The 26,148-nt window shown below is 66.2% G+C and carries 20 protein-coding genes, 1 tRNA gene and 3 pseudogenes; 12 read left to right on the forward strand and 12 right to left on the reverse strand.

The genetic code is table 11. From position 1 onward, the window contains the following. Nucleotides 1–133 precede the first annotated feature (133 nt). From GCU53_RS05265 to GCU53_RS05275, 3 genes are all read right to left on the reverse strand, one after another. Nucleotides 134–209: transfer RNA gene (locus GCU53_RS05265), tRNA-Thr, on the reverse strand. A gap of 98 nt (nucleotides 210–307) precedes the next feature. Next, entirely contained in the window at nucleotides 308–1,144 is an 837-nt protein-coding gene (locus GCU53_RS05270; protein ID WP_152386686.1) for a CvfB family protein, read from the reverse strand. Between the two features lie 91 nt (nucleotides 1,145–1,235). Beyond that, nucleotides 1,236–2,366: a PQQ-dependent sugar dehydrogenase gene (locus tag GCU53_RS05275; RefSeq protein ID WP_152386687.1), complete on the reverse strand. Its 1,131-nt coding sequence runs from the start codon at nucleotides 2,364–2,366 to the stop codon at nucleotides 1,236–1,238. Nucleotides 2,367–3,158: 792 nt separating this feature from the next. Here GCU53_RS05275 and GCU53_RS05285 point away from each other — a divergent pair. Then, nucleotides 3,159–4,745 carry a glycoside hydrolase family 68 protein gene (locus tag GCU53_RS05285; RefSeq protein ID WP_152386688.1) on the forward strand — a complete coding sequence of 529 codons (1,587 nt, stop codon included), beginning with the start codon at nucleotides 3,159–3,161 and terminating at the stop codon, nucleotides 4,743–4,745. A gap of 111 nt (nucleotides 4,746–4,856) precedes the next feature. Further along, nucleotides 4,857–5,087, forward strand: a pseudogene (locus GCU53_RS05290) (DDE-type integrase/transposase/recombinase); the annotation flags it as partial. Nucleotides 5,088–5,387: 300 nt separating this feature from the next. Here the strand turns inward: GCU53_RS05290 and GCU53_RS05295 are convergent. Together GCU53_RS05295 and GCU53_RS26755 are read right to left on the reverse strand one after the other, a co-directional pair. Beyond that, entirely contained in the window at nucleotides 5,388–7,088 is a 1,701-nt protein-coding gene (locus tag GCU53_RS05295; RefSeq protein WP_152386689.1) for a glycoside hydrolase family 32 protein, read from the reverse strand. 606 nt (nucleotides 7,089–7,694) lie between these two features. Beyond that, nucleotides 7,695–7,990: pseudogene (locus GCU53_RS26755) on the reverse strand (DDE-type integrase/transposase/recombinase); the annotation flags it as partial. 57 nt (nucleotides 7,991–8,047) lie between these two features. Here GCU53_RS26755 and GCU53_RS05305 point away from each other — a divergent pair. Further along, nucleotides 8,048–8,758: an rRNA pseudouridine synthase gene (locus tag GCU53_RS05305; RefSeq protein WP_152386690.1), complete on the forward strand. Its 711-nt coding sequence runs from the start codon at nucleotides 8,048–8,050 to the stop codon at nucleotides 8,756–8,758. A gap of 19 nt (nucleotides 8,759–8,777) precedes the next feature. On the opposite strand, the gene GCU53_RS05310 is transcribed toward GCU53_RS05305, so the two are convergent. Next, on the reverse strand, nucleotides 8,778–9,542 hold the full coding sequence (locus GCU53_RS05310) for an SDR family NAD(P)-dependent oxidoreductase (protein ID WP_152386691.1): 765 nt from the start codon (nucleotides 9,540–9,542) through the stop codon (nucleotides 8,778–8,780). A gap of 155 nt (nucleotides 9,543–9,697) precedes the next feature. On the opposite strand from GCU53_RS05310, the gene GCU53_RS05315 reads away from it, so the two are divergent. Beyond that, nucleotides 9,698–10,450, forward strand: coding sequence for a Mut7-C RNAse domain-containing protein (locus tag GCU53_RS05315; protein WP_152389795.1), 753 nt, complete (start codon nucleotides 9,698–9,700; stop codon nucleotides 10,448–10,450). 84 nt (nucleotides 10,451–10,534) lie between these two features. Continuing rightward, on the forward strand, nucleotides 10,535–11,557 hold the full coding sequence (locus tag GCU53_RS05320) for a patatin-like phospholipase family protein (protein WP_152386692.1): 1,023 nt from the start codon (nucleotides 10,535–10,537) through the stop codon (nucleotides 11,555–11,557). Here the strand turns inward: GCU53_RS05320 and GCU53_RS05325 are convergent. From GCU53_RS05325 to GCU53_RS25430, 4 genes are all read right to left on the reverse strand, one after another. Then, nucleotides 11,474–12,403 carry a substrate-binding periplasmic protein gene (locus tag GCU53_RS05325; protein ID WP_152386693.1) on the reverse strand — a complete coding sequence of 310 codons (930 nt, stop codon included), beginning with the start codon at nucleotides 12,401–12,403 and terminating at the stop codon, nucleotides 11,474–11,476. The genes GCU53_RS05320 and GCU53_RS05325 overlap by 84 nt on opposite strands. Before the next feature lie 324 nt (nucleotides 12,404–12,727). After that, nucleotides 12,728–14,461: a group II intron reverse transcriptase/maturase gene (gene ltrA / locus GCU53_RS05330; protein ID WP_152386694.1), complete on the reverse strand. Its 1,734-nt coding sequence runs from the start codon at nucleotides 14,459–14,461 to the stop codon at nucleotides 12,728–12,730. 1,399 nt (nucleotides 14,462–15,860) lie between these two features. Beyond that, on the reverse strand, nucleotides 15,861–16,004 hold the full coding sequence (locus tag GCU53_RS25425; RefSeq protein ID WP_167520036.1) for a hypothetical protein: 144 nt from the start codon (nucleotides 16,002–16,004) through the stop codon (nucleotides 15,861–15,863). Nucleotides 16,005–16,167: 163 nt separating this feature from the next. Next, nucleotides 16,168–16,320 (reverse strand): hypothetical protein, encoded by a 153-nt coding sequence (locus GCU53_RS25430; RefSeq protein ID WP_167520037.1) that lies wholly within the window; start codon nucleotides 16,318–16,320, stop codon nucleotides 16,168–16,170. A 302-nt stretch (nucleotides 16,321–16,622) separates the two neighbouring features. On the opposite strand from GCU53_RS25430, the pseudogene GCU53_RS05335 reads away from it, so the two are divergent. From GCU53_RS05335 to GCU53_RS05360, 6 genes and pseudogenes are all read left to right on the forward strand, one after another. Continuing rightward, nucleotides 16,623–17,622: pseudogene (locus tag GCU53_RS05335) on the forward strand (zinc-dependent alcohol dehydrogenase family protein). Nucleotides 17,623–17,652: 30 nt separating this feature from the next. Continuing rightward, nucleotides 17,653–18,651 (forward strand): dihydroorotate dehydrogenase-like protein, encoded by a 999-nt coding sequence (locus GCU53_RS05340; RefSeq protein WP_152386695.1) that lies wholly within the window; start codon nucleotides 17,653–17,655, stop codon nucleotides 18,649–18,651. A gap of 163 nt (nucleotides 18,652–18,814) precedes the next feature. Further along, complete coding sequence (locus GCU53_RS05345) at nucleotides 18,815–19,891, forward strand: HlyD family secretion protein (RefSeq protein WP_152386696.1); 1,077 nt, start codon at nucleotides 18,815–18,817, stop codon at nucleotides 19,889–19,891. Beyond that, on the forward strand, nucleotides 19,888–22,605 hold the full coding sequence (gene rbbA / locus GCU53_RS05350; RefSeq protein WP_152386697.1) for a ribosome-associated ATPase/putative transporter RbbA: 2,718 nt from the start codon (nucleotides 19,888–19,890) through the stop codon (nucleotides 22,603–22,605). The genes GCU53_RS05345 and rbbA overlap by 4 nt, the downstream gene beginning before the upstream one ends. A 1-nt stretch (nucleotide 22,606) precedes the next feature. Beyond that, nucleotides 22,607–23,722, forward strand: coding sequence for an ABC transporter permease (locus GCU53_RS05355; protein WP_152386698.1), 1,116 nt, complete (start codon nucleotides 22,607–22,609; stop codon nucleotides 23,720–23,722). Nucleotides 23,723–23,953: 231 nt separating this feature from the next. Then, nucleotides 23,954–24,175 (forward strand): YgdI/YgdR family lipoprotein, encoded by a 222-nt coding sequence (locus tag GCU53_RS05360; RefSeq protein ID WP_152386699.1) that lies wholly within the window; start codon nucleotides 23,954–23,956, stop codon nucleotides 24,173–24,175. Nucleotides 24,176–24,181: 6 nt separating this feature from the next. On the opposite strand, the gene GCU53_RS25435 is transcribed toward GCU53_RS05360, so the two are convergent. Beyond that, nucleotides 24,182–24,346 (reverse strand): hypothetical protein, encoded by a 165-nt coding sequence (locus GCU53_RS25435; protein ID WP_167520039.1) that lies wholly within the window; start codon nucleotides 24,344–24,346, stop codon nucleotides 24,182–24,184. A 216-nt stretch (nucleotides 24,347–24,562) separates the two neighbouring features. Between GCU53_RS25435 and GCU53_RS05370 the strand changes: the two genes are divergently transcribed. After that, the gene (locus tag GCU53_RS05370; protein ID WP_152386701.1) at nucleotides 24,563–24,979 is read left to right on the forward strand and encodes an SRPBCC family protein; all 417 of its coding nucleotides are present in this window, start codon (nucleotides 24,563–24,565) and stop codon (nucleotides 24,977–24,979) included. Nucleotides 24,980–24,983: 4 nt separating this feature from the next. Here the strand turns inward: GCU53_RS05370 and GCU53_RS05375 are convergent, their stop codons facing one another. Then, nucleotides 24,984–25,886 carry a LysR family transcriptional regulator gene (locus GCU53_RS05375; RefSeq protein WP_152386702.1) on the reverse strand — a complete coding sequence of 301 codons (903 nt, stop codon included), beginning with the start codon at nucleotides 25,884–25,886 and terminating at the stop codon, nucleotides 24,984–24,986. Nucleotides 25,887–26,148: the final 262 nt, after the last annotated feature.

Raw genomic sequence — 26,148 nt, forward strand, 5'->3', positions numbered from 1 at the left:
ACCGACGCGGAAACCACCGAGTGCCTGGCCGAGTGGGCTGTATTGAGGGGGGCGTTGCGGTCCTGGTGTCACCCCAGTGATAGCCCACCCCGAAAACGAAAAAGGCCCGCATCGCTGCGAGCCTTGATTTTTCTGGTGCCGGTGAAAGGAATCGAACCCTCGACCTTCTCATTACGAATGAGCCGCTCTACCGACTGAGCTACACCGGCGGAAAACGCCGCACATTATTCAAATTCGGCCGCGTCAGCTCAAGCCCCGCAGCGGCGAAAGCAGCAAATTTTTTCCGCGTATCAGGCAGTTGGCCGCATCAGCGGCGTTCGATGCGCTCGTCGTGGATGGCGATCAGACCCTGCTTGTAGAGGCCGCCGATGGCCTTCTTGAAGCTGCCCTTGCTGACGCCGAACAGGCGGGCGATCAGTTCCGGCGGGCTCTTGTCGCCGAGCGGCAGCACGCCGCCCTCCTCGTCCAGGCGCGCAAGGATGCGCTCGGCCAGCTCGTCGCGGGCGGCCTGGCCGGCCGGCTGCAAGGTCAGGCTGATCCTGCCGTCGTCGCGCACTTCCTTGATGTAGCCCTGCTCGCGCATGCCGCCGCGCAGGAGCTTGAACACCTCGTTCTTGTGGATCAGCCCCCAGTGCTGGCCGTCGATGATGGCCTTGAAGCCCAGCGGGGTCGGCTCGACCACCAGCAGGTCCACCGCCTGGCCTGGCTGGTAGCGGGCCGGGGTCTTGTCCAGGTAGCGGTCGAGCCGCGCGGTGGCGACGATGCGCCGGGTGCGCGGGTCGAGGTAGGCGTGGACCACGCAGTAGTCGCCGACCTGCAGCGGGCGCTTCTCTTCGGAATGGGGCAGCAGCAGGTCCTTGGGCAGGCCCCAGTCGAGAAACAGGCCGACGCGGTTGATCTGCACCACCTTGAGACTGGCGAAGCCGCCGACCTGGATCTTCGGCCGCAGTGTGGTGGCGATGAGCCGGTCGTCGCTGTCCAGGTAGACGAAGACGTTCAGCCAGTCGCCGACCTCGCTCGGCGAATCCTTGGGCACGTAGCGCCGGGGCAGGAGGATCTCGCCGTCCGCACCGCCGTCGAGATAGAGGCCGAAGTCGGTGTGCTTGACCACCTGCAGGGAATTGAACCGCCCAATGAGTGCCATCTTGAATACCTTGCTTGCCGGGGGCGGCATTCTACTCGCCGGGCAGGCCCGGTTGGGGGCGAATTCGCCCGCCCGATACCCGGCGGCCTGTTCAGGGTGCCAGGCCGAGGCGCAACAATTTACCGCTCGTCTCGTCGGTCAGCACGTAGAGGTAGCCGTCCGGCCCCTGACGGACGTCGCGGATGCGGGTGTCCAGGTCCTCGAGCAGGCGCTCCTCATGGACGATGCGGTCGCCGTCCAGCGCCAGGCGGATCATGCAACGATCGACCAGGGCGCCGATGAACAGGCTGTGCTGCCAGGCGGGGAAGCGTTCCGCGTCGTAGAAGGCCATGCCGCTGACCGCCGGCGACTTCTCCCAGACGTAGTGCGGCGGCTCGGTGCCCGCGACGGTCTTGCCGCGGGCTTCGGGGATCGGCAGGAAGGAATAGTTGATGCCGTGGGTGGCCAGCGGCCAGCCGTAGTTCCTGCCCGGCTCCGGGATGTTGATCTCGTCGCCGCCGCGCGGCCCGTGCTCGTGGGTCCAGAGGCGGCCGGTCCAGGGGTTGAGCGCGGCGCCCTGCTGGTTGCGGTGGCCGTAGGACCAGATCTCCGGGCGTGCGCCCTGGCGGCCGACGAAGGGGTTGTCCTCGGGCACACGGCCGTCCGGATAGATACGCACCAGCTTGCCCTGCAGCTTGCCGAGATCCTGGGCGGTCGGCCGCTGGTTGTTCTCGCCGAGGGCGATGAACAGATGGCCGTCACGGTCGAACACCAGCCGCGAGCCGAAGTGGATGCCGGTGGAGAGCTTCGGCTGCTGGCGGAAGATCACCTGGAAATCCTCCAGCCGGCGCATATCCCCGGACAGCCGGCCGCGGCCCACGGTGGTGCCGGCCTGACCGTCGTCCCCGGCCTCGGCATAGGACAGATAGACCAGCCGATCCTCGGCGAATTGTGGTGACAGCGCCACGTCGAGCAGCCCGCCCTGCCCGCGGGCGAAGACCCTGGGCATCCCGTCCAGGGGCTCGGACAGGCGGCCATCGGCGAACAGCCGTAGGCGGCCGGGTCGCTCGGTGATCAGCATGCCCCGGCCATCCGGCAGAAAGGCCACTGCCCAGGGATGCTCCAGGCCGTCGACCACCGGGTCGACCTGCACGACCCCCTTTTCACTGGGGTACTGGGCCGCCTGGACGGCCGGGATCAGCAGCATGGGGCAGAACAGGGCAAGCAGGCAGAGAGGACGCATGTTCGAGTTCCTTTCGTGAAAGAGGGACGCGGCCAGTATTACTGTAGGAGCCCGCTTGCTGGCGATGCCTTTCGCGGCTACGAATCGCCGGCAAGCTGGCTCCTGGGCAATCGCATGAAATGCCCGCCGGATAGCGGACTGGCAAGATTGTGCGTCGAGCTGTCTGGTGTCTTCTTCGGCTCTTGTGCTGTAGCTGCTTGCCGAAGTGGTTCGGCATTCCCTGTTTCGGCCTCCCGGCCGAGTCACTTTTTCTTGTTCTGGCCAAGAAAAAGTGACCAGAAAGAAGGCCACCCCCTCATCCGGTCCCGGCTGCACCGGGCTTCCCTCCCTGCGTCGTCGCTCCAGGGGCTCGTCCCGAAGGGGGAATGGGTATAGCCCCCACCTTCGCGAACAAAAAGCAGAAAGCCTTTCAAGACTGAGCCCTCATCTGCAGGCAACTCTCCCGTCCGAGGCCGAGCGCAGGTGTCGCGCAGCGGGGCGAGCCGCAGGAGGCGGCGACCCTCGGAGCGGCACCGGAGCGAGGAAGCCCCGGCGCAGCGGGGGCCGGATGATCGGGCGCGCTTTCTCTTTGGTTACTTTCTCTTTCGCGCAAGCAAAGAGAAGTGGCTCGGCCGGGGAGCCGAAACAGGGAGTGTCCATGTACTCGGCAAGCAGCCATGCCAAGGCTCATACACTCTTGCCAGTTCAACCCCAACCCTCTCGCAGTTTCATGCGATCGTCATGAATTTAACGTTAACAATCATTACATGAGATGCTAGCATCGCGGCCGCTTTTAAAACGAAAGGAAATATCATGTTACTCATCGACCAACGCATTCGGCGCTCTCTGGTCAGCGGGATCGCTGCGACGGCGCTGTTCAGCAGCGCCACGGCAGTCATTGCGGCTCCCCATCTGGAACCCGGCCCCGAGCCCACCTTGCACACGCAGGAGGCATTCGCGCCCGAGGGCAACTTCACAGCGAAGTGGACTCGTGCCGACGCGCGTCAGATCAAGCGGATGTCGGACCCGAGGGCTGTCTCGCGTCAGAGCTCGATGCCTGCGGAATACACCATGCCCAACGTCCCGCAGGACTTCCCCGACATGTCGAACGAGCAGGTCTGGGTGTGGGACTCCTGGCCCCTGACCGACGCCAACGCGAACCAGTACAGCGTCAACGGGCAGGAGATCATCTTCTCCCTCGTCGCCGACCGGAACCTCGGCTTCGACGACCGCCACGTGTACGCGAAGATCGGCTACTTCTACCGCCCGGCCGGCATCCCTGCCGAACAGCGGCCGGCGAACGGCGGCTGGACCTACGGCGGTCTCGTCTTCGACGAGGGCGTCACCGGCCAGATCTTCGAGGACCAGTCGTTCAGCCACCAGACGCAGTGGTCGGGCTCGGCGCGCATCTTCCCGGGCGGCGAGGTCAAGCTGTTCTTCACGGATGTCGCGTTCTATCGTGATGCCTCGGGCAAGGACATCAAGCCGTACGACCCGAAGATCGCGCTCAGCGTCGGCAAGGTGCACGCCAACAAGGAGGGCGTGAAGTTCACCGGCTTCGACAAGGTCATTCCGCTCCTGTCGGCCGACGGTACCTACTACCAGACCGGTGAGCAGAACCCGTACTTCAACTTCCGCGACCCGTTCACCTTCGAGGACCCGGCCCACCCGGGCGAGACCTTCATGGTCTTCGAGGGCAACTCGGCCATGCCGCGAGAGTCCGCCGCGTGCAACGCGGAGGACCTCGGCTACCGGGAGGGCGACCCCTACGCCGAGACCGTCGAGGAGGTGAACGCGTCGGGTGCGCCCTACCAGATCGGCAACATCGGTTTGGCGAAGGCGAAGAACGCCGACCTTACCGAGTGGGAGTTCCTGCCGCCGATCCTCTCGGCGAACTGCGTGACCGACCAGACCGAACGGCCGCAGATCTACATGAAGGACGGCAAGTACTACCTCTTCACCATCAGCCACCGCGGCACCTACGCGGCCGGCCTTGATGGCCCCGAGGGCGTGTACGGCTTCGTGGGCGACGGTATCCGCAGCGATTACCAGCCGATGAACCAGGGATCCGGGCTGGTGCTCGGCAACCCGACGAACCTCAACTTCAACGGCGGGTTCCCCTTCGCTCCCGACTACAACCAGCCCTTCGGCCACTTCCAGTCGTACTCGCACTACGTAATGCCGGGCGGCCTGGTGCAGTCGTTCATCGACACGATCGGCACCGAGGGCAACTTCCGGCGCGGCGGCACCCTCGCACCGACCGTGAAGATCGACATCGAAGGGGCGTCGTCGGCGGTCGACTACTCCTACGGTGCCTACGGCGGCGGGCTGGGTGGCTGGGCCGACATCCCGGCGAACCTCAATGTGAACCCGGGCGGTCAGATCAAGCCGCTGAAGTAACGGATCTCACGAAGAGGCGAAGAGGCGCCCGGCTGGATTTCCAGCCGGGCGCCTCGCTGTGTGTGCCTGGACTTGAGAAGGGCGGGATGCGGCGTCAACAGTCGCCGCATCCCGCCCGCTCCTATCACTGACAAGCTCGGGAGCTACGCGGTGACGAACCGGGAAAGGGGACTGAACCTCGAACACCGCCAGCACAAGGGATTGAACAACCGGGCGGAGAACTCGCACCAGCCGACCCGAGTACGCGAGAAGGTGATGCGCCGCTTCGAGTCGGCGCGCCAGTTGCAACGGCTCCAGTGGCAACAGTTCGCTTCGATCCACGCCCAGGTCGCCAACCCGTTCATGCCCTGCCGCTACCCCTCGAACGCATAGCAGAAACGAGCGGTACGCACCCAAGCCTTTGCGGCTCGAGAAAAGGGTGACGTGCGCCCCGATGCCCGGACGGTTCGCCGCGTGAGTTCTTCATCCTCGCGCTACGTTCTCGGTCGGCCGCCCATCAACAACGTGACAGTGCCGCTTGAACAGCGCCACCGCCTCGTCTTCGGACAACGCCAGCACCTGCACCAGCGCCATCGTCCGGGCTTCGGCCTTCAGCAGGAAATGGAGCGACGTGGCACCGGTTCATGAGGATTCGTCATGCGCTCAGTCTGCGGGCGCCACTGGCTCACCAGGTGAGCCACCGTTGCCTTGGGGTGCCTGCTCCATATGCCGCTCAATCGGCGCGATCGCGAGCGGCGTGAGTCGGAAGGAGCGCAGTTCGGTGTCGCCGCCGAGCGACTCGACCGAGAGCCCGTTCGCGCCGGAGGCCCCGAACGCGAGATTCGAGAGCACGGCCTCGCCGTCGTTCACGAAGACCTCGACCGAGGCCGCATCGACGATGATGTCAAGGGTGACGACGCCGTCGCGCGCCGGCGCCGGGGCCGTACGAACCTCGCGGTAGACCTCGGGCATCCGCTCGGCCGCGGCATCCGCGGCGCGCGCGACGAAGGCGACGCCGTGCACGAAGTCGTACCCGACGGTCGTGAAGTGCCCGCCGCCCTCCTTGACGCGGAACCGCACCTCGTTGGCGCCCGAGGCCGCATCGAGCTCGGCCCGGAGTCGGTAGGCATCGGATTTCGGCTGGGGGAGCGTCGTCCCCGAGGCTGCCGTCACCCGTACCTTGGAGCGCACCTCGGCATTACCCGCGAGCTTGTCGAGCGCGTCGACGGGCTGCGAGACGAGCAGCGGCTCGCCGTCGACCGAGCGCAGCTCGATGCGTCGCACGATCGAGTCGGCGCCGCCGTGCCAGTCGTCGGTCGGCAGCTTGGTGGCGTAGGCCCAGTTGTTGAGCCAGCCGATGGCGTAGCGGGAGGCGAGGCGTTCGGCGTCGTCCTGGCGCGGGTCGTCCCACGTCACGGTGGCGTAGAAGTCGGCGCCCGAGTCGAGCCAACGCGGTTCGTCGCGATCCGCGGTGAAGCGCTCGCCGTCCCAGTCGCCGGTCCAGTACACGGTTCCCGTGGTCATGCCCTTGCTGGCGCCGTTCCCGCCTGCCGCGAGCACCCATCGCGTGTTCGCCGGGTCACCGTCGACCGACATGCGGAACAGGTCGGGGCACTCGAGGATGCCGAGGTCGTCGCGCTCGAAGCCCGATCGGTACGTCCAGCGCTTCAGGTCGGGCGAAGTGTAGAAGCCGATCTTGTCGCCCTCGGCGAGCGCCATGAGCCACTCGTCGCGGGCGTCGTCCCAGATGATCTTCGGGTCACGCCAGTGCTCGGCGCCCGGGTTGTCCATGACGGGGTTGCCGTCGTACGCCTCGAAGCGGTAGCCGCCGTCGGTCGAGACGAAGAGCGACTGCCGTTGCACGCCCTCGTGCTGCTGGGTCATGACGGCGATCACCGCGCCGGCGCCGAAGCCCGCGGTGTTCTCGGTGTCGATCACGGCGCTGCCGGTCTCGATGTCGCCGAGGCCGTTCTTGTACTTGTCGATCGCGACGCCGTGATCCTGCCAGTGCACGAGGTCGGTCGAGGTCGCGTGGTACCACTCGGTGCCGTTCCCCTTGGGGTAGTCGGCGTTGTAGAGGTAGTAGTAGTGCCAGACGCCGTCGATCAGGATCGGGCGCTGGGGATCGTTCATCCAGTGCTTGGCGGGGGTGAGGTGCACCGCGGGCCGGTAGGGCGACCAGTCGGCCGGCCGCGAGAACCTGGATGATTCGGTCGGCGGCGGGCTCGACGGCTCGGGGACTGGCGGGGTCGCCGGACCGAGCGCGAACACGAACACCGCCACGGTCGCGGCGACGAGCAGCGCGGCGAGCGCGCAGACCGATGCGCGCCGAGCTGCGCGCCTCGAGGTGGGATTGCAGTTCATGATTCTCCGTGTTGGGTGTCGAGCACCGATCAGAGCTTGTCGCCGAGGCGTTCATCAAACCCTCATGCGTCTTCGCAGCAGGACTTGGGGAGCGGATGCGTCACTCGAGGAATTCTCGGCCACGCAGGCCAACTCCAAATCGATTTGCAAAAGGAGGGGCTCCGCTCTCGATGGATCGGATTCCGCTGAGCGCGCAGAGCACCTGCGAGCAGATGCGGATCCTCGGAATTCCGCGGACTCTCGCGGAGGGCGAGCGCTTCGAGACACCCGTCGCCTGAAATCGAATCCGTGCGCCGCCATGGAAACAGCGGGGTGTGCCCTCCCCCACTCATATGAAAGAAGTACTTTATTCACGTGAAGGACCACGTTCCGACACGTTCGATGGATGGCCTGGAACGGGTTCGGAGGGGAGCAGTTGCCGCCAAAGTTAACGTGAACATCAGTATGGGCCCACCCAGAATGCGGGTCAAGTCGTCATCTGGAGGAGGTACTGTCACGTTCGTTATTGATGGGTGGCCGTCCGAGAACGTAGCGCGAGGATGAAGAACTCGCGCGGCGAACCGTCCGGGCATCGGGGCGCACGTTACCCTTTCCCATTTCCCGAGCCGCAAAGGCTTGGGCGCGTACCGCTCGTTTCCGCCGTGCGTTCGAGGGGTAGCGGCAGTGCATGAACAGGTGGGCGACCTGAGCGTGGATCGAAGCGAACTGTTGTAACTGGAGCCGTTGCAACTGGCGCGCCGATTCGAAGCGGCGCATCACCTTCTCGCGTACCCGGGTCGGCTGGTGCGAGTTCTCCGTCCGGTTGTTCAATCCCTTGTGCTGGCGGTGTTCGAGGTTCAGTCCCCTTTCCCGTTTCGCCGCCGCGTAGCTCCGAGCTTGTCGGTGACCAGTACTCGCGGAGCGCGCTCTGCAGTCACGCCGGCGAGTACAATGGCCGCCCGATTCCGAGTGCCTTCGCCATGACCGAACCCATCCGCCTGTCCAAACGCCTGGTCGAGCTGACCCACTGCTCGCGCCGGGAAGCCGAGCTGTATATCGAAGGAGGTTGGGTCAGTGTCGACGGGCGGGTGGTCGACGAGCCGCAGTTCAAGGTCGGTGATGAGGCAGTCGTGCTGCATCCGGATGCCGTGGCCGCGCCGGTCGAGCCGGTGACCCTGCTGCTGCACAAGCCGGCCGGCGAGAGCATCGAGCAGGCATTGCAGCGCCTCGGCCCGGCGACCCGCGCGGACAGCGACCACGGCCCGCAGCACCCGCTCGCCCGGCACTTTCGCAAGCTCACCGCGCTGTTGCCGCTGGAGCCTGCCGCCAGCGGCCTGCAGGTGTTCAGCCAGCAGCGCGGCGTGCTGCGCCGGCTGGGCGAGGACGGCGACACGCTGGAGCAGGAGTTCGTCGTCGAAGTCGCCGGCGAGCTGATCGACGGCGGTCTGGCCCGGCTCGGCCACGGCCTCGACTACCGGGGCCGGCCGCTGCCGCCGTGCAAGGTCAGTTGGCAGAGCGAAAGGCATTTACGCTTCGCCCTCAAGGCGCCGCAGGCCGGGCAGATCGCGCACATGTGCCGGAGCGTCGGGCTCGAGGTGCTGAGCCTCAGGCGCATCCGCATCGGCCGTCTGGCCATGGCCAGGCTGCCGACAGGCCAATGGCGCTATCTGGGCGAGCACGAGCGCTTCTGAATCATGGCGCCACGCTCTCTCACTGCGGATCGCGGTCGATGGCGAAAGGCGACCAGGCCTGGCGCACCGGCATGACTTCCAGACGATTGATGTTGATGTGCGCCGGCAGGCTGGCCACGTAGAAGATCTGCTCGGCGATGTCCTCGGCGACCAGCGGCGTGGTGCCGCGGTAGAGCCGGTCGGAGGCCGTCTGGTCGCCCTTGGTGCGCACCAGGGTGAACTCGGTTTCCGCCAGCCCCGGAGCGATGTCGGTGACCCGCACGCCAGTGCCGAGCAGGTCGCAACGCAGGTTGTAGCTGAACTGCTGGACGAAGGCCTTGGTCGCGCCGTAGACGTGGCCCCCCGGATAGGGCCAGTGGCCGGCGACCGAGCCGATGTTGACGATGCTGGCGCCCGCACCGGTGGCGATCAGGGTCGGCAGCAGTGCATGGGTGATGTTGACCAGACCGGTGATATTGGTGTCGATCATGGTGTGCCAGTCTTCCAGCGCCACCTTCTGCGCCGCCTCCGGCGCCAGGGCCAGGCCGGCGTTGTTGAGCAGCGCCTTGACCTGGCGGAAACCCTCGGGCAGCGCCGCGACCGCCTGGCGCACCGCCTCGGCATCGCGTACGTCGAGGGCGGCGATGTGTACCGGAACCTGGTCCTTCAGCTCCTCCTGCAGGGCCTGCAGACGGTCGAAGCGCCGGCCCGTCAGCACCAACGTCCAGCCGGCCTGGGCGAAACGGCGGGCGGCGGCGCGGCCGAAACCGGAGGTAGCCCCCGTGATGAAGACAATGTCGCTCATTCCTGAACCTCTTCGTTCTCGTGGAAAACACCGGCGCAGCCGGCATCGGCAAGGCCCCCGACGGGCCACTCGCGCAGTCATATTACCTCTTGGCAACCCTGTCCGCTTGCCAGCGGATCTGCACCCATCGCCGGCCCGGCTGCCATACTGTCGGCATGGTCAGCGCCACTTTCCGCTTCTACGAAGAGCTCAACGACTTCCTGCCGGCCGAGCGACGGCGGCAGGCCTTCACCTGCGGCTGCGCGCGGGCGGCGACGGTCAAGCACATGATCGAGGCGCTCGGCGTGCCGCACACCGAGGTGGAGCTGGTGCTGGTCAACGGCGAGTCGGTGGACTTCGCCCGGCTGCTGCACGACGGCGACCGGGTGGCGGTCTACCCCCGCTTCGAGGCGCTGGATATCAGCCCGCTGCTCAAGGTGCGCGACCATCCGCTCAGGGAACTGCGCTTCATCGCCGACGCCCATCTGGGCGGGCTGGCCAGCCTGCTGCGCATGTGTGGGTTCGACACTCTCTACGACAACCATTTCGAGGACAGCCAGATCGCCGCCCTCGCCGCCGAGCAGCACCGCATCGTGTTGAGCCGCGACCGCGAGCTGCTCAAGCGGCGCATCGTCACCCACGGCTGCTACGTGCATGCCCTGAAGCCGGCCCTGCAGCTGCGCGAGCTGTTCGAGCGGCTGGATCTGGCGGGCAGCGCGCGGCCGTTCAGCTTGTGCCTGCATTGCAACCTGCCGCTGCACGAGGTCGCCGCGGAACAGGCCCGCCCTCGCCTGCCGCCGCGGGTCGCCGTCCTCTACTCGCGCTTTCTGGGCTGCGATGCCTGCCAGCGGATCTACTGGGAGGGCTCCCACTGGCGCAGCATGTGCGCGCTGCTCGCCCCCCTGCTGGACAGCTGGCCGCCTGACTGAGTCTTATATTGAACTGCCATCGGTGAAAGACACGCTTTTTGCCTGTCTGAAACGGAGATCCTTTCCAAGCGCAGGGAGCCACCCATGTTCTTTCGTTCGCGCAACAACCGCTCGACCGTGAGTCTTGCCCTGCAGGGCGGCGGCGCCCATGGCGCCTTCACCTGGGGCGTTCTGGATGCGCTGCTGGAGGACGGCCGGCTCGATTTCGCGGGCATCAGCGGCACCAGCGCCGGCGCGATGAACGCGACCGTACTGGCCCACGGCCTGCTGCAGGGCGGGCGAGACGGCGCGCGGGAAGCGCTGGCCGGCTTCTGGCAGGCGGTGGCCAGCAGCGCCCCGCTGCTCAATGCCGGCGCCAACATCCGCAGCGGCTATCCGGCGACCGGCCTCAAGCTGATGCTCTACTGGACCCAGTTGCTATCGCCGCGCCAGCTCAATCCGCTCAACGTCAATCCGCTGCGCGACATCCTCGTCTCGCTGGTCGATTTCGAGCGCCTGCGCGCGGACTGTCCGCTCAAGCTGTTCATCGCCGCGACCAACGCCAATACCGGCCGCCTGCGGCTTTTCCGCAGCCACGAACTGAGCGAGGACTGCGTGCTGGCCTCGGCCTGCCTGCCGACCTACCACCACACCGTGGAGATCGACGGCGAGCCCTACTGGGACGGCGCCTTCTCGGCGAATCCGGCGGTGTTTCCGCTGGTCTACGAATGCGATGCGAACGACATCCTGCTCGTCCTGCTCAGCCCCATGGCCCACGGCAGGACGCCGCAGAGCGTCGAGGAGATCCGCCGCCGCACGCAGGAATTGGCGTTCAAGTCCACCTTCCTGCGCGAGATGCACAGCCTCGCCCACGCCCGCGAACATGCCGCCCGCACGCTGCTGCCCCTGAGCAAGCTGGAGCGGCGCCTGACCCAGACCCATCTGCACATGATCGCCGACGACGCGCTGATGGGCCGGCTCGCCGCGGAATCGAAGATGACCACCAGCCAGCCCTTTCTGGAAATGCTCCGCGACCAGGGCCGTTCACAGGCCCTGGCCTGGCTCGAAAGCCATTACCGGGCAATCGGCAGACGTTCCTCGGTGGACATCGCCACCGTGTTCCTCTGAGCCACGGCCATGAGGGGCGTCCCGGCAGGTCCCCTGCGGCGCGGCGCTTCTCTTGCGGGCGGCCCACTTGCGCACGGAAGGCGCCAGCTCCAGCTGGTAGCGCTGGAAGATGGCGGGGACCGTGCCATCGGCGATCAGCGCCTGGAGGCCCCGCTCGAAGGCTTCGAACTTTTCCGGCGAAACCCGCTCGCGGGAGAAGGCGATGGCGTAGCCGACTTTCTTGAACAGGCCGACCTCGCGGACGTTGTTCAATTGGTGCTGCTCGATCAGGCGGCGGGCGATGATGGGGTTCATGATCACCATGCCATTGCCGAAGCGTCCCGCATTGAGCTTGCGCATCAGGCGCAGATTGTCGGACTCCAGGTGAATATTCGCCGAGGGAATATCCTGCAGGCGCTGCCTGACCACATTGGCCGTTCCCGAGGGCCCCAGCGTGTAGAAGTCGCGACGCTCCCCGCTCTCCGGGCGCCAGCTCTGCAGGGGATTGGAGCGATGGGCGTAAAGGTTGAGGCTGGAGTCGATCAGCACCGGACTGAAGCGGAGTTCGATCGCCCGCTCGTAGATGGGAATGATGGCGAAGACGGCATCGGTCTGTCCCTGTTCGAGCATCGCCAGGGAGCGGCGCCAGGGCACCAGGCCGATCGGACAGTCGTAGCGGATATGGGCACAGACCGCCTGCACGGTTTCGACGAAAGGACCACGGGGGACCGGAGCCGTCCCGCTGGGCATGTCCCTGGAGGAAAAGTCGAAGGACAGGAATTCACCGGTCACGAAGCGCAGCTCCATGGCCTTGGCCGGCCAGGGCAGCAACAGCATCCAGATCATCAGGAACACACGTATCGACATCGACTGACTACCCACCATGAACCGGATACAGGGAGTCTACTTTTTCTGCGGGCAAAAAAAGAGGCGAGGATAACCTCGCCTGCTCTTCAGTCCTTTTTTTCCCTTTTTTCCTGACTCATCGTCCTGATGATTCGTCGTCCTGCGAAGTCCCTGGCTGTCATCCGCGGCAGCCCGTGTCACTCCGTCGAGTCGGGTAGGGATTGGCCATTACTGGCCCATCCCCCCCTAAGAACCGTGCGTGCGATTTTCACCGCACACGGCTCAAGCCTACATGAAGCCAAAGCTTGGCCGGCAACGCACGGAGTGTTGCGGGCGACTATACCACTATAAGCCGCTGTGGAGCAGTTCTACCTGTCTATCCTGGCTGTGGACCAGTGCATGGCAGTTCGGGTGAAGCAGCACGCGATTGCTCCGGGTATCTGGCCCGCCGTCCACCCGCCTGATGACGTGGTGATCGTGCCAACCGGTCTCCTTGCTGATCGCATGCCCACACAGGGCGCATTGACCCTGCTGTCGCCGGAAAAGCCCGAGGATCTGTCCCCGATAACGCAGCTTGTGCTGCATCCGTTGGACTCTCAGTTTCTCCCACTTCAGCTCCTGCGCCGCGTCGTAGGGCTGGTAGTCTCCCGGAAGACGCTTGTGGCGCACGATCGTGGTGTCGGCCAGCGCATATAGCCGACGGTACTTCACCTCTGCCTTGCTGTTTCTGTATGGGAACGCGAACACCCAGTTCCGTCCGTTTATGGAGTGAAAGTATTTCTTCCGAATCCACACCGCGGACTTCTTCGGATGCCTGCGTTTCGCCCACCTCCAGAGTCGCCAGTGGATCAGGTGATCCAGCGTGCTGAAGGTTTTTTGCGCTACTGCCGAGGCATGGTAGTGCGCCCATCCCCGTAGCACCGGGTTCAGCTGGCCGATCAACGCTTCCTGCGTCAGGGTGCCGCTGCCTTTGATGATCTCCCGCACCTTCCGATAGAACGCCGAGACGTTCTCCTTCGAGGGTTTGATCAGCAGCTTGTCCTTTCTGTAGGGCGATTTCGGCACGTATTTCCTGAAGTTCCACCCCAGAAAATCGAAGCCCTGGTGGATATGCGTGATCTGCGTTTTCTCCCGGGACAGCTCGACCCCTCGTACCGACAGGAATTGCTCGACCCAAGGTTTGACCTCGTTTTCCAGCAGCTCCTTGGAGGCTGCCGTAATCACGAAATCATCCGCATAACGCACCACTTGGACTTTCGTCCTCTCGGCCTTCTTGACGCCCAGCTTCTTTGCCAGATGGCGTTTCAGCTGGGTTTCCAGGCCATTCAGGGTGGCGTTCGCCAGACAGGGAGAGATGATGCCTCCCTGTGGCGTCCCGGCTTCCGTGGCCATGATTTGTCGCCGGTCGATCACTCCGGCACTCAACCACTTGCGCAGCACCGTCCGGTCCATGGGGACATTCCGGCACAGCCAGTCGTGGTTGATGTTGTCAAAGAACCCCTTGATGTCGCCCTCCAGCATCCATTGCGGACTGTCCTGCCGTGACAGCAGGGCAAAGAGTTCGACCATGGCATCGGCGGTCGAGCGGTCTGGGCGGAAGCCATAACTTTTCGGATCGCTGGTGCTTTCTATGACAGGTTCCAAGGCGAGCAGATAGAGCGCCTGCATGGCCCGATCCAACATCGTCAGGATACCCAGCGGGCGTTTTTCCTGCTTGCCGGGTTTCGGTATCCACACCCGCCGAAGCGGTTGCGGCCGATACCCTCTCTTTTCTGACAAACGCATCACGGCCTGGAACTTCGAGCGGGGCGTTGCCCATTTCTCTCCATCCACGCCCGGGGTCTTGCGACCCCGATTCTCCGTGACTCGCCGCACGGCCAGACAGCGGCCGTGAAACGAGTGGGTCAGCATCCGTTGCAGGCGTTTAACCCTGCGCCAGTCGCCTTCCCCTGTTGCCTGCGCAATCTTCAACTGCGTTTTCCGAACGGAGGTCTGGATTCTGGCCCAGTCGAGACTGTGCCAACCCGTCACCCCGCCGAAGGACGCAGACTTTGCCGGTGTTGCTGGCTGCGTTTTCATACAGTCCTCCTCAAGGTCGCGAACTCTCGAGGCGGACTGCCCCCAAGGGGTGGAGTCCGCCCCTCGGGTCGTTTTCATGCTGGAATCAGCGGTTTTCATTGCGCCTGTAGACCAGGTGCACGTCAGCCAGGGTTATCCCCTGCCGATACTTTTTCAACCGGTATACGACCCATTACAGGTCGCCCTTCGCTTCTTGCACCGTCCCATTCCCCACACCCCTCAGCGCCCCTTGCGGGTCGCCTGCCCGTGCCGTTGCCGGCCGTTGGCGGGTGGTCGGGATTACCACGTTCCCCGGAACGCATCGATTCCCCGTTTAGGCTCCGTCTTTCCCCCGGCAGGTGTCTGGTACCGCATCGCATCCGGTGACTGCGATGACCACCTGCGGTGCCGTTTTTGGCTGAGGCCGATAATTGCCGTAGGCCCCGTTATCTTAACGAGGGTTCGATCGACGATTCACATGCGTTAGCCATGCGGGTTGGGTCACTAGCCCCCCTGTGCCCGTGCAATTCGGACACAGCGCGCGCTCCGTCACCGGATCGCGCTTCTCTGACGAGAGGAGACATTGTTGATCGGGCTTCACACCCCGGGGTTGGCCCCCGACGCATGCCGATCTAGTGAACTGGCGGGTACACGCCAGGCTCGGTACTCCCTGAACCAGCGGAGCTGAGCAATGCAATCCGGAGCTGTCGCTCCGTGCTTGGTTGAAAACACCTCCGGCGTCTCACGACGGGGGCGAAGGCCAAAACAGCCGAGTCGCTCCGAAGGTGAATTCTGCCCCGGAGGGCCTTATTCACCCTCAGGGGTTCTCGAAATATTTTTGAAACGGATTCGAATGGTTCGAACCGTTCTTTCTCAGGCGTCCAGATCAAATTTTGACCGTTTCCGGTCAAATCTGAGGCGCATTTACCCCGTCAGACGGGGATCATGCCTCCCCGCAGGCGGGTCTTTTTAGCCTGGGCAAGCCAGGTGTTTTTAGGCTTATTTAGGCTTCAGCTCCTTGAATATCAAGAAGTTAGGTGCCACAGGGAGCTACCCCAACCAAGCGATCGACACGAGCATACGTGTCGCACCACGGGGAAGATATTAGCGCGCGCGCCGGGCCGGACAAGGGGACAAAACCCGCCCCTTGTGCCATGGGCGCCTCTTCAACCGAAATAAAATCCCAATCAATTCAATTAATTAAATACTACTCGACAGCCTGCCCGGCACGCAGGCAGCTACCCTGCCTACACCGCATGTAGGTAATGACTTACACGCCGCCGGGCAATCGGGACGATTTCGACCGGGGAAAACCGTGCAACGCCTGCAGCGGGGCTGTCCCGCGAACACGTGCCGGCCCGTCGTAAGAGTTGTCGGGCCGCAAGCGGGACGCCGCGGCTTCGGCGATGGGCGGCCGTCCTCAGCTCGGCACTCGACGCGGCTCGGCCCCCGTCTCAACCGCGGCTTCGGCCGCATGCGGTCGCGTCAGACGCTCCACATAAAGCCCGGCCGCGAACAGGGCAGCGCCTGCAAGCGTGAGAAGAAACATGGTGTCTATCGACATGGGACGCCCTCCGTGGCGACGTGGTGGAGCTGCTCCGCCGATCAGGCTCGACGGATAGCCGGTTGGCTGCACAGCGGCCCGGGCGGAGCCGGGTTTTCCTTGCGTGCCCCGCATCGCCGCCAGGCCATCCGGCCGTGGACGAACGGGCGAGCGGAACGGGATTTCAGAAGAGCAACCCCAGAAAGGCCGTGCCGTACACCAGAAGCATCCCTACTTCCAGACAGCGCGTGAAGACGTCTTTCCGGCGGTTGTGCCTGTTCGCCTCATTCTCTTTCCTTGCCTCAAGGCAAGGATCGCACTCGTTGATCTGCCGCATGCACAAATCCCTCTTTCTTTTTTTATAGCTTCCCGGCCAGCGGCCTGCCGAGCTACAAGGCCTCTCCAGCGCATTTCGTGAAGCACTGGACAAAAGAGGAACGACCATCGGCCTGCCCTGCATCTAAGTAAGGTGAGGCACTGCACAACGGTCAAGGCCGGCACGCAAAAACAACCCATGCCCCGGCGGCCTACCCGACGGAGTGGCGTCTGCGCCCCGTCCGGCATCTAGACTGCCTGGCGACGACGGGGCCCCGCCGCAAGCGGAGCGCCATCCCCCCTACCCAACCCATGAGGAAAGACATGAGCATCCGCACCCTGCGCGTACAGCCCGGCGGCGGCTTCGAGCGCGTCACCCTGGAAACCAGCGAGCCGGTCGAGCCGAAGACCGGCGAGATCGTCGTGCGCATCCGCGCCAGCTCGCTCAACTACCACGACTACCTGGTGGTCAGCGGCGCCTGGGGCCCGGGCGAGCTGCGCATTCCCCTGTCGGACGGCGCCGGCGAAGTCCTGGCGGTGGGCAGCGGAGTCAGCGAATTCGCCCCCGGCGACCGGGTGGTCAGCACCTTCTTCCCGACCTGGCAGGACGGCGAGCCCGAGGTCGAGGGCTTCGCCACGGTGCCGGGCGACGGCATCGACGGTTTCGCCCGCGAGCAGGTGACCATGCCGGCGACCGCCTTCACCCATGCGCCCAAGGGCTGGAGCCACGCCGAGGCGGCGACCCTCACCACCGCCGGGCTGACCGCCTGGCGCGCGCTGATGGAAGATGGCGCCCTCAAGCCCGGCGAGACCGTGCTGGTGCAGGGCAGCGGCGGGGTCTCGGTGTTCGCCCTGCAGTTCGCCAAGCTGGCCGGGGCGACGGTCATCGCCACCTCCTCGAGCGATGACAAGCTCGCCCGCCTCGAGGCCCTGGGCGCGGACCAGTTGATCAACTACCGCAAGGACCCGCAGTGGGGCGACACGGTCCGTCGCCTGACCGGCGGACGCGGCGTCGACCACGTCATCGAGGTGGGCGGACCGGCTACGCTGGAACAATCGATGATCGCCGCACGCATCGGCGGGCACATCGCGGTGATCGGCATCCTCGGCGCACCTGCCGCTGGCAACGGCCTTGACCCGGCAACTGCGCCTGCAGGGCCTGATCGTCGGCAGCCGCCGCCAGCAGCGGGACATGATCCGGGCCATCGAGGCGACGGGCATGCGCCCGGTCATCGATCGCCACTTTTCCCTGACGGAAATGGTCGAAGCCTTCCGGCACGAGGAAAGCGGGCAGCATTTCGGGAAAATCTGCCTGGATATCTGAGGAGATGCCATTGACCCCGGGAGACGAGCCTTGAACCTGACCACCACCTATCTGGGCCTGTCCCTGCGCAATCCGCTGATCGCCTCGGCTTCGCCGCAGAACGCCGAGCTCGATCACCTGCGCCGGCTGGACGACGCCGGGATCGGTGCGGTCGTGCTGCCCTCCGTGTTCCAGGAGCAGCTGGAGGCCGGCACCAACGACTACGCCAGCATCGGCGCCGCCTGCAGCGACGTGCCGGCGTTTCTCCCGCCGGTCGACGGCGGCCCCTACGGGATGATTCCGGAAAGCCACCTGGCGCTGATCATGCGCGCCAAGGCCGAGCTGTCGGTACCGGTCATCGCCAGCCTCAACGGCGCCTCGGCCAGTCACTGGACGCGCTACGCCGCCCTGCTGGAGGAGGCCGGCGCCGATGCCCTGGAGCTCAACCTGTACTTCGTGCCGGTCGATCCGCTGGAGCCCGGCACGGCGGTCGAGCAGCGCTACCTCGACGTGCTGGCCGCCGTGCGCCAGGCCGTGAAGATCCCGGTGGCGGTGAAGATGCCGCCCTACTTCAGCTCCATCGGCAACATGGCCAGCCGTCTGCTGGAAGGCGGCGCCGACGGCCTGGTGATCTTCAACCGCTACCTGCAGCCGGACATCGACCTGCAGCGCCTGGAGCTGTTCAGCACCCTGGAGCTGAGCAGCCCCGGGGAAATGCGCCTGCCGCTCCAGTGGATCGCCCTGCTGGCCGGGCGGGTCAAGGGCTCGCTGGCCGCCTCCGGCGGCGTGGAGGACGTCGAGCAGGTGGTGAAGTACCTGCTGGCCGGCGCCGATGCGGTGATGACCACCGCCGCCATCCTGCGCCACGGCCCCGCCTACGCGCGCACCCTGCTCTCCGGCCTGGAGGCCTGGCTGCTGAGCCAGCGCAGCCAGTCGCTGGAACAGATCCGCGGACAGATGAGCTGGACGCGACTGCAGAAGCACGACAACTACGTGCGCGCCAACTACATGCACCTGCTGGAGAGCTACGGCGGTCCGCGGCCGGATTGAGCCGCGCCCCGGCGGCAGGCGCCAACCGGCGGCGCAGAGCGGCCCGGCCCCGGCGCAGATCAATGGGAGGCGAACCAGCCCGTCGTTATACTCGCGGCAGACACGCCCGCGCCCGCCGACCGGGTCTCCGGGCGCCTCCCATGCAGTCAGGAATCCACACCCCATGAAGCAGGAAGGCAAGAACCGTCTCGTCCGGGGCCTGTTGGCCATCGCGCTGCTGACCGGCGCCGCCGGCCTGGCCTGGCTGGAGCTGCGCCCGACCGGCCTCGGCGAAGGCTTCGCCAGCGGCAACGGCCGCATCGAGGCGACCGAGGTCGACGTGGCGACCAAACTCTCCGGCCGCATCGCCGAGATCAACGTCGACGAGGGCGACTTCGTCCAGCCGGGCCAGATCCTGGCACGCATGGACACCCAGGTGCTGGAGGCCCAGCTGGGCGAGGCCCAGGCCCAGGTGAGCAAGGCCGAGAGCGCCATCCTGACCGCCCGTGCGCGGGTCGCCCAGCGCCAGAGCGAACAGGCCGCCGCCGAGTCCGTGGTGCGCCAGCGGCAGGCCGAACTGGTCGCGGCGGAGAAGCACTTCCAGCGCACCGATGCCCTGGTCAAGCGCAATGCCGTGTCGCGCCAGCAACTCGACGACGACCGCGCCAGCATGCTGAGCGCCCAGGCGGCGTTGGCCACGGCACGCGCCCAGGTGCTTTCGGCCGAAGCCGCGATCAAGGCCGCCGAATCCGAGGTGATCGAGGCCGAATCCACCCTGGAGGCCGCCAGGGCGACGGTCAGGCGCCTGCAGGCGGACATCGACGACAGCCAGCTGAAGACCGACCGGGTGGCCCGCGTGCAGTACCGGGTGGCCGAGCCGGGCGAGGTGCTCGCCGCCGGCGGCAAGGTGCTCAACCTGATCGACCTGACCGACGTCTACATGACCTTCTTCCTGCCCACCCGCCAGGCCGGCCGGGTGGCCCTGGGCAGCGATGCCCACCTGGTGGTGGACGCCGCGCCGGACTACGTGATCCCGGCACGGATCAGCTACGTCGCCAGCGTCGCCCAGTTCACCCCCAAGACCGTTGAGACCGAGAGCGAGCGGGAGAAGCTGATGTTCCGCATCAAGGCGCGGATCGACCCGCAGCTTCTGGAAAGGCATCTCGAGCACGTCAAGACCGGCCTGCCGGGCCGGGCCTACGTGCGGCTCGACCCGGCGGCCGAATGGCCCGCCCACCTGCAGGTCAACCTGGCCCCATGAGCGGCGTCGCGCAGCTTGCCGGGGTCGGCCTGCGCTACGGCCGGACCCGCGCCCTGGACGCACTCGATCTGGCGATCCCGGCCGGCTGCATGGCCGGGCTGATCGGCCCGGACGGCGTCGGCAAGTCCAGCCTGCTGGCGCTGCTCGCCGGCGCCCGGCAGATCCAGGAGGGCAACGTGCAGGTGCTGGACGGCGACATGGCCGACCCGGCCCACCGCCGCGCGGTCTGCCCGCGCATCGCCTACATGCCCCAGGGGCTGGGCAAGAACCTCTACCCGACGCTGACCGTGTTCGAGAACCTGGAGTTCTTCGGCCGCCTGTTCGGCCAGAACGCCGCGGAGCGCCGGACGCGCATCGCCGACCTGGTGCGGAGCACCGGTCTTGCGCCCTTCGTCGAGCGCCCGGCGGGCAAGCTCTCCGGCGGCATGAAGCAGAAGCTCGGGCTGTGTTGCGCGCTGCTCCACGATCCCGACCTGCTGATCCTCGACGAGCCGACCACCGGCGTCGATCCGCTGTCGCGCAACCAGTTCTGGGAGCTGATCGAGCGCATCCGCCACAACCGCCCGGGGATGAGCGTGCTGGTCGCCACCGCCTACATGGACGAGGCGCAGCGCTTCGACTGGCTGGCGGCGATGGACGGCGGCCGGGTGCTGGCCAGCGGTGCGCCGGCCGAGCTGCTGGCGCGCACCGCCAGCGTCAGCCTCGAAGAAGCCTTCATCGCCCTGCTGCCGGAGGAGCGGCGCCACGGCCACCGTGCGCTGGTCATCCCGCCGCGCACGCACAGCGCCGAGGTGGCCATCGAGGCCCACGGGCTGACCATGCGCTTCGGCGACTTCGTCGCGGTCGACCATGTGAACTTCCGCATCGAGCGCGGGGAGATCTTCGGCTTTCTCGGCTCCAACGGCTGCGGCAAGACCACCACCATGAAGATGCTCACCGGCCTGCTGCCGGCCAGCGAGGGCGAGGCGCTGCTGTTCGGCCGGCCGGTGGACGCCGGGGACCTGCAGGTGCGCCAGCGGGTCGGCTACATGTCGCAGGCCTTCTCCCTCTACAACGAGCTCTCCGTGCGACAGAACCTCGACCTGCACGCCCGGCTGTTCCACGTCCCGGCCGCAGAGCGCGAAGCGCGCATCGCCGCGCTGGTCGAACGCTTCGGCCTCGCCGGCGAGCTCGACAACCTGCCGGACGACCTGCCCATGGGCATCCGCCAGCGCCTGTCGCTAGCCGTGGCGGTGATCCACCGGCCCGAGCTGCTGATCCTCGACGAGCCCACCTCCGGCGTCGACCCGATCGCCCGCGACGGCATCTGGGAGCTCCTGATCCAGCTGTCGCGCGAGGAAGGGGTGACCATCTTCATCTCCACCCACTTCATGAACGAGGCGCTGCGCTGCGACCGCATCTCGCTGATGCATGCCGGCAAGGTGCTGGACAGCGACAGGCCGCAGGCGCTGATGGAGAAACGCGGTCTGCCGACCCTCGAGGAAACCTTCATCGCCTACCTCGAGGAGGCCGGCGACAGCGCCGCACCGGCGGCCCCGACCGCGCCGGCCCCGGCGAAGGCACCCGCCCGGGACATCGCGGCTCCTCCCCGCTTCAGCCTGCGCCGCCTGCTCAGCTACAGCCGGCGCGAGACCATGGAGCTGCGCCGCGACCCGATCCGCGCCACCCTCGCCCTGCTCGGCACGGCGTTCCTGATGTTCATCATGGGCTACGGGATCAACATGGACGTGGAGCACCTGACCTTCGCCGTGCTCGACCACGACCAGACCACCACCAGCCAGAGCTACGCCCTGGACGTATCCGGCTCGCGCTACTTCATCGAGAAGCCGCCGCTGAGCGACTATGACGATCTCGAGCGGCGCATGCGCAGCGGCGAGGTCAGCCTGGCGATCGAGATCCCGCCCAATTTCGCCCGCGACCTCAAGCGCGGCGCCCGGCCGCAGGTGGCCTTCTGGATCGACGGCGCCATGCCGACCCGCGCCGACACCATCCAGGGCTACGTGCAGGGCATCCACGGCAACTTCCTGCAGCGCCTGGCCCGCGAGTCGCCCCAGGCCACCGGCGGCGCCCAGGCCGAGGTCGCCGTGCGCTACCGCTACAATCCCGACGTGCAGAGCCTGCCGGCCATGGTGCCGACGATGATCCCGATCCTCCTGATGATGATCCCGGCGATGCTCACCGCCCTCGGCGTGGTGCGCGAGAAGGAACTGGGCTCGATCACCAACTTCTACGTCACCCCAGTGACCCGCCTGGAATTCCTGCTCGGCAAGCAGTTGCCCTACGTCGGCCTCGGCATGCTCAACTTCGTCATGCTGGCGGCGCTCGCCACCCTGTTCTTCGGCGTGCCGCTCAAGGGCAGCCTGCCGGCCCTGACTATCGGCGCGCTGCTCTACGTGATCTGCTCGACCGGCCTGGGCCTGTTGATATCCTCGATACTGAAGAGCCAGATCGCCGCCATCTTCGGCACCACCATCGCCACCCTGCTGCCGGCCATCCAGTTCTCCGGGCTGTTCCAGCCGGTATCGGCGATGGAGGGACCGGGCGCGCTGATCGGCCAGCTCTATCCGACCACCCACTTCATCACCATCAGCCGCGGCGTGTTCAACAAGGCCCTGGGCCTGACGGACCTCTGGCCCTACTTCATCCCCCTGCTGCTGGCCATTCCGGTGCTGACCCTGATCAGCGTTGCGGGACTGCGCAAACAGGAGAAGTGACGTGCGCAAGCTCACCAACATCCTGCAGCTCGGCATCAAGGAACTGCGCAGCCTGTACCGCGACCCGGCACTGCTGCTGCTGATCCTCTACTCCTTCACCCTGGGCGTGTATTCCAGCGCCACCAGTCTGCCGGAATCCCTCTATCGCGCCACCCTGGCGGTGGTCGACGAGGACCGCTCGCAGGCTTCCCACCGCATCGTCGACGCCTTCCGTGAGCCCTACTTCCTGCCGCCGCAGTACATCGACAGCGCCGCGATGGACAGCGGCATGGACGCCGGGCGCTATACCTTCACCCTGAACATTCCGCCGAAGTTCCAGCAGGACCTGCTGGCCGGACGCACCCCGACCATCCAGCTCAACGTCGATGCCACCCAGGTCAGCCAGGCCTTCACCGGCGCCGGGCACATCCAGCAGATCGTCGACGAAGAGGTCGCCGAGTTCGTCCGGCGCTACCGCAGCGCGGAGATCCCGGCGATCGACGCGGTGGTGCGCATGGAATACAACCCCAACCTGGTGAGCGCCTGGTTCGGCGCGCTGAACGAGGTGGCCAACCAGATCACCATGCTGGCGATCATCCTCACCGGCGCGGCGCTGATCCGCGAGCGCGAGCACGGCACCATCGAGCACCTGCTGGCGATGCCGGTCACCCCGTTGGAGATCATGCTGGCCAAGGTCTGGTCCATGGGCGCGGTGGTGCTGGTCGCCTCGATCCTCTCCCTGCAGCTGGTCGTCCGCCGCTGGCTGGAGGTGCCGCTGCAGGGCTCGATGGCGCTGTTTCTCGCCGCCACCGTGCTGCACCTGTTCGCCGTCACCTCGATGGGCATCTTCTTCGGCACCCTGGCCCGCTCCATGCCGCAGCTGGGACTGCTGATCATCCTCGCGCTGATACCGCTGCAGATCCTCTCCGGCGGCCGTACCCCGCTCGAGAGCATGCCCGAGGCGGTGCAGGACATCATGCTGGTCGCCCCCACCACCCACTTCCTCAAGCTGGTCCAGGCCATCTTCTTCCGCGGCGCGGACCTGGCCATCGTCTGGCCGTCGCTGCTGGCGATCGCCGTGATCGGCGGCCTGTTCTTCGCCGGCGCCCTGGCCCGCCTGCGCAAGTCGTTGCAATAGCGAACAACAGTTTCCCATGGCTGGGACGACGTTCGTGGATAGTTTGTAGGGTGGACAACGCCGCAGGCTTGTCCACCATGGTGGATGGCTTCGGCCATCCACCCTACCAACTGATCGGCGGCCTGTTCCCACGCCGGCAGGCGGCGCATTCGTGGATAGACTGGAAGCAGGACAGCAACTCCAGCGGGGCTCGCCGCCCCTTTCGTACGTCACTACCCCGGGTGCATCGTCATGAAGACACGCAACGTCCCCAGCGTTGTCCTCCTGTTGTCCGCCATGCTGCTCGCCGGCTGCTCCGGCCCGGCCATCGTCACCCTCAAGGACGGGCGCCAGCTCAAGACCACGGATACGCCGGAGTACGACGAAGAAACCGGCTTCTACGAATTCGAGCGCTACGGCCGGCGGATGCGGGTCAGCGAGGATGCCATCCTGAACATCCGCGATGCGGACTGAGGCCGTTCAGCCGAAGGTGATGTACATCTTGTAGGCCACGGTCGAGAGCATGCACAGCCAGCCCAGGGCGATCAGCGCGACGCCCCAGCCCTTCGCCCGGTTGGCGAAGCCGACGCCGAGCAGCAGGAAACCTGCCGCGATTACGAGCAACATGGTATCGAGCGAGGTCATGGGATCGTCCTGTTCCGTCGAATGGAGCACCCGGCGGCAGGGCCTGCCGGATGGCTGCAGACTCTACCGCCAGCCCTCGGCCGAACCCAAGGAAATTCCTGCCGCGGGCGCAGTCTGAAGACGGCTCGCCACGGCGCTCCGGTTTCCTCGCCGGTTCGCCGCGGCGATACTGCCGATGCTGGAAAACTCCAGCGGACCACCAAGGAACCGAAAAACATGATCGAAGTAAGCGTCTCCGTAAGCATCGCCCGTCCGGCCGAAGAGGTCTGGTCGATCCTCGGCGGGTTCGACTTCCTGCCGCGCTGGGTCGGACCGATCGCCAGCAGCCGGCTCGAGGACGGCGGTCGCCTGCGCCGCCTGGAGACGGTCGACGGCGAGGTCATCGTCGAACGCCTGCTGGAGTTCAGCGAAAGCGAGCGGCAGTACAGCTACGCCCTGCTCGAAAGCCCCTTCCCGGTGTCCGAATACGTCGGCCAGGTGGCGGTCCGCGAGGATGGTGCCGGCAAGTCGCAGGCGGTCTGGTCCAGCCGCTTCCGCTGCCACGGCGTCGATGGGCTGGAGATCGCCGCGGACTTCGAGGGCTTCTATCACGCCGCTCTCGAGCGGCTGAAGGCGCTCGTCGAGGAGCGCTAGCCGGTCACGGGTTCCTCATGAAGGCCTGCAGACGCGGGACCATGAAGTCGAGGAATGCGCGCACCCGCTGGGGCAGGTGCCGCCCTCCCGGATAGAGGGCGTGGACCTCCTCGCAGTCGTGACCGCTCTCGGCGAGCACCTCGACCAGCGACCCGGCGGCGATGTCGCGGTCGATGTGGAAATCGGCCAGCCGGGCGATGCCGGCTCCGGCGATGGCCAGGCGGCGCACCGTCTCGCCGTTGTTGGCCAGGAGACTGCCGCGCACCATGCGGTCGACGATGCGGCCGCCCTGGCGCAGCGGCCAGACCGGGCTGGCGCGGCGGAAGTTGAAACCCAGGCAGTTGTGCCGGTCGAGATCCTCGATACCGGCCGGCACGCCGTGTCTTTCCAGATAGGCCGGAGCGGCGACCATCCGCCGCCGGGCGACGCCGATCCTGCGCGCGCGCAGCGTCGAATCGCCCAGCGCGCCGATGCGAAAGGCGATATCGGTGCGCTCCAGATAGAGATCGACGAGATCGTCGGACAGCGACAGATCCACCAGGATATCCGGATTGGCCTCCCAGAACGCCGGCAGCAGCGGCTCGATGCCCCATGTGCCGAACCCCACCGAGGCATTCACCCGCACGGTGCCGCGGGCATGGTGCGCGCCCCTGGCGAGCGCCTGCTCGATGTCGTCCAGCTCGGCGAGCAGCGCCTGGCTGCGCTCGTAGTAGAGGCGGCCCTCGTCGGTCAGCGCCAGCCGGCGGGTGGAGCGCTCGAACAGGCGCACCCCGAGCCGCTGCTCGATGCGCAGGACCAGCTTGCTGATGGTCGAAGGGCTGGCCAGCAGCTGGCGAGCGGCCTCGGAAAAGCTGCCGGTCTCCACCACCCGGACGAATACCTGCATCTCGCCGGCCCGGTTGTCCATGATGCCTCGCGCTCGACCATCCCCGAAAGCCGGAACGGTAGCACACGAACAGGAAAGCGGCGGCTACGGCTTTCAAGCAGCGTGCCGGCGATCAGTCTGCAAGGGACATCGCCAGCACGCTGGCGCCTGCGGATCGAAGCTGTCCTTGCCCACCGAGAGGCAGGACCGTCCCGGCAATCGCCCGCAGATTTCCGCCATGGGTAATTGAATGGGCTGCGGGAGCGCCCTCTCCCGCACACGGGAGAGGGCGCGCTGCGACGCC

Origin of the sequence: Azotobacter salinestris (genome assembly GCF_009363155.1) — a bacterium.
Lineage (GTDB): Bacteria > Pseudomonadota > Gammaproteobacteria > Pseudomonadales > Pseudomonadaceae > Azotobacter > Azotobacter salinestris.

Bases quoted from the DNA above. Each gene is read 5' to 3' on its own strand.
- GCU53_RS05345 (WP_152386696.1), top strand. From the start codon at position 18,815: ATGAAGCAGGAAGGCAAGAACCGTCTCGTCCGGGGCCTGTTGGCCATC.
- rbbA (WP_152386697.1), top strand. From the start codon at position 19,888: ATGAGCGGCGTCGCGCAGCTTGCCGGGGTCGGCCTGCGCTACGGCCGG.
- GCU53_RS05295 (WP_152386689.1), bottom strand. From the start codon at position 7,088: ATGAACTGCAATCCCACCTCGAGGCGCGCAGCTCGGCGCGCATCGGTC.
- GCU53_RS05375 (WP_152386702.1), bottom strand. From the start codon at position 25,886: ATGGACAACCGGGCCGGCGAGATGCAGGTATTCGTCCGGGTGGTGGAG.
- GCU53_RS05325 (WP_152386693.1), bottom strand. From the start codon at position 12,403: ATGTCGATACGTGTGTTCCTGATGATCTGGATGCTGTTGCTGCCCTGG.
- GCU53_RS05275 (WP_152386687.1), bottom strand. From the start codon at position 2,366: ATGCGTCCTCTCTGCCTGCTTGCCCTGTTCTGCCCCATGCTGCTGATC.
- GCU53_RS05310 (WP_152386691.1), bottom strand. From the start codon at position 9,542: ATGAGCGACATTGTCTTCATCACGGGGGCTACCTCCGGTTTCGGCCGC.
- GCU53_RS25430 (WP_167520037.1), bottom strand. From the start codon at position 16,320: ATGCGGCAGATCAACGAGTGCGATCCTTGCCTTGAGGCAAGGAAAGAG.
- GCU53_RS05320 (WP_152386692.1), top strand. From the start codon at position 10,535: ATGTTCTTTCGTTCGCGCAACAACCGCTCGACCGTGAGTCTTGCCCTG.
- GCU53_RS05305 (WP_152386690.1), top strand. From the start codon at position 8,048: ATGACCGAACCCATCCGCCTGTCCAAACGCCTGGTCGAGCTGACCCAC.
- GCU53_RS05370 (WP_152386701.1), top strand. From the start codon at position 24,563: ATGATCGAAGTAAGCGTCTCCGTAAGCATCGCCCGTCCGGCCGAAGAG.
- GCU53_RS05285 (WP_152386688.1), top strand. From the start codon at position 3,159: ATGTTACTCATCGACCAACGCATTCGGCGCTCTCTGGTCAGCGGGATC.
- GCU53_RS05315 (WP_152389795.1), top strand. From the start codon at position 9,698: ATGGTCAGCGCCACTTTCCGCTTCTACGAAGAGCTCAACGACTTCCTG.
- GCU53_RS25435 (WP_167520039.1), bottom strand. From the start codon at position 24,346: ATGACCTCGCTCGATACCATGTTGCTCGTAATCGCGGCAGGTTTCCTG.
- GCU53_RS25425 (WP_167520036.1), bottom strand. From the start codon at position 16,004: ATGTCGATAGACACCATGTTTCTTCTCACGCTTGCAGGCGCTGCCCTG.
- GCU53_RS05270 (WP_152386686.1), bottom strand. From the start codon at position 1,144: ATGGCACTCATTGGGCGGTTCAATTCCCTGCAGGTGGTCAAGCACACC.
- ltrA (WP_152386694.1), bottom strand. From the start codon at position 14,461: ATGAAAACGCAGCCAGCAACACCGGCAAAGTCTGCGTCCTTCGGCGGG.
- GCU53_RS05360 (WP_152386699.1), top strand. From the start codon at position 23,954: ATGAAGACACGCAACGTCCCCAGCGTTGTCCTCCTGTTGTCCGCCATG.